1 tRNA gene and 2 rRNA genes (1 of these 3 cut by a window edge) are annotated in these 2,500 nt (G+C 54.7%); all 3 read left to right on the top strand.

The features are described from left to right. A 23S ribosomal RNA gene (locus ABNX41_RS21435) occupies window positions 1–2,125 on the top strand (it extends 709 nt beyond the left edge of the window). 114 nt (window positions 2,126–2,239) lie between these two features. Then, window positions 2,240–2,354 (top strand): 5S ribosomal RNA (rrf, locus tag ABNX41_RS21430). 69 nt (window positions 2,355–2,423) lie between these two features. Continuing rightward, window positions 2,424–2,500, top strand: a tRNA-Met gene (locus ABNX41_RS21425).

Genomic DNA, 2,500 nt, shown 5'->3' with positions numbered 1-2,500 from the left:
TAGCCATGAGCAGGATGAAGGTTGGGTAACACCAACTGGAGGTCCGAACCAACACCCGTTGAAAAGGGTCTGGATGACTTGTGGCTAGGGGTGAAAGGCTAATCAAACCTGGAGATAGCTGGTTCTCCGCGAAAGCTATTTAGGTAGCGCCTCGGACGAATACCATCGGGGGTAGAGCACTGGATGGGCAATGGGGTCCCACAGACTTACTGAGCCTAACCAAACTCCGAATACCGATGAGTACTATCCGGGAGACACACGGCGGGTGCTAACGTCCGTCGTGAAGAGGGAAACAACCCTGACCTGCAGCTAAGGCCCCTAATTCACGGCTAAGTGGGAAAGCATGTGGGACGGCCAAAACAACCAGGAGGTTGGCTTAGAAGCAGCCATCCTTTAAAGATAGCGTAACAGCTCACTGGTCTAGATAAGCTGTCCTGCGGCGAAGATGTAACGGGGCTCAAGCCGTGAGCCGAAGCTCGGGATGCATAGCGATATGCGTGGTAGCGGAGCGTTCTGTGATATAGCTTCATGCCTCTTTTGCGTCTTTCGGGATGCAGCGGAGGCTGGGAGCTTTCTGTGAAGCCGGGCCGTAAGGCATCCGGTGGAGAGATCAGAAGCGAGAATGTTGACATGAGTAGCGACAAAGAGGGTGAGAAACCCTCTCGCCGAAAGTCCAAGGGTTCCTGCTTAAAGCTAATCTGAGCAGGGTAAGCCGGCCCCTAAGGCGAGGCCGAAAGGCGTAGTCGATGGGAACACGGTTAATATTCCGTGGCCAGGAGGATGTGACGGATCTCGAAGATTGTCTTCCCTTATCGGATTGGGAAGGCCGTTCAGAGGTTCCTGGAAATAGCCCTCCATCAGACCGTACCCTAAACCGACACAGGTGGACAGGTAGAGTATACCAAGGCGCTTGAGAGAACCACGTTTAAGGAACTCGGCAAAATGCTCCCGTAAGTTCGCGAGAAGGGAGCCCCGTCTGCAGGCAACTGTGGGCGGGGGGCACAATCCAGGGGGTGGCGACTGTTTACTTAAAACACAGGGCTCTGCGAAGTCGCAAGACGACGTATAGGGTCTGACGCCTGCCCGGTGCCGGAAGGTTAAAAGGAGGGGTGCAAGCTCCGAATTGAAGCCCCGGTAAACGGCGGCCGTAACTATAACGGTCCTAAGGTAGCGAAATTCCTTGTCGGGTAAGTTCCGACCTGCACGAATGGCGTAACGATCTCCCCGCTGTCTCAAACGTGGACTCAGCGAAATTGAACTGTGTGTCAAGATGCACACTACCCGCGGTTAGACGGAAAGACCCCATGAACCTTTACTCTAGCTTTGCATTGGCATCAGGAATGTGATGTGCAGGATAGGTGGTAGTCATTGAAATCGGGACGCCAGTTCCGGTGGAGACACCCTTGAGATACCACCCTTCGCCTTCTTGATGTCTAACCGCGGCCCGTTATCCGGGTCCGGGACCCTGCATGGTGGGGAGTTTGACTGGGGCGGTCGCCTCCCAAATCGTAACGGAGGCGCGCGAAGGTTGGCTCAGAGCGGTCGGAAATCGCTCGTTGAGTGCAATGGCAGAAGCCAGCCTGACTGCGAGACTGACAAGTCGAGCAGAGACGAAAGTCGGCCATAGTGATCCGGTGGTCCCAAGTGGGAGGGCCATCGCTCAACGGATAAAAGGTACTCTGGGGATAACAGGCTGATGATGCCCAAGAGTCCATATCGACGGCATCGTTTGGCACCTCGATGTCGGCTCATCTCATCCTGGGGCCGGAGCAGGTCCCAAGGGTACGGCTGTTCGCCGTTTAAAGAGGTACGTGAGCTGGGTTTAGAACGTCGTGAGACAGTTCGGTCCCTATCTGCCGTGGGTGCAGGAGACTTGAGAAGAGTTGACCCTAGTACGAGAGGACCGGGTTGAACGAACCACTGGTGGACCTGTTGTCGTGCCAACGGCAGTGCAGGGTAGCTATGTTCGGACAGGATAAACGCTGAAGGCATCTAAGCGTGAAGCCCCCTTCAAAACAAGGTCTCCCTTGAGGGCCGTGGAAGACCACCACGTCGATAGGCCGGAGATGTAAGTGCAGCAATGCATTCAGTTGACCGGTACTAATTGCCCGATTGGCTTGATCTGATCCAGAAAAAGCAAGGCAACTTGCTTTCCAATCCAGAAAGTCAATGCCCAAAGCCGAAAACACTTGAACAATATCGATGTTCGCCTGCATACGCAGGCAAGTCTCTGTTCCGGTTTGGTGGTCATAGTGGTGGCTAAACACCCGATCCCATCCCGAACTCGGCCGTTAAGGGCCTCTACGCCAATGGTACTGCGTCTTAAGACGTGGGAGAGTAGGTCACCGCCAAACCTGATCAGAGACTTCTCATCCTCTAAACGATTAACCTAAAGATCCCATAGCAAAACCGGGATCAATGGCCGCGGGGTGGAGCAGCCCGGTAGCTCGTCAGGCTCATAACCTGAAGGCCGCAGGTTCAAATCCTGCCCCCGCAACCA

The organism is Pseudogemmobacter sonorensis, from assembly GCF_042762395.1.
Lineage (GTDB): Bacteria > Pseudomonadota > Alphaproteobacteria > Rhodobacterales > Rhodobacteraceae > Pseudogemmobacter > Pseudogemmobacter sonorensis.
The sequence above is the reverse complement of the archived record's forward strand: the minus strand, read 5'-3'. Positions and strand labels throughout refer to the sequence as shown.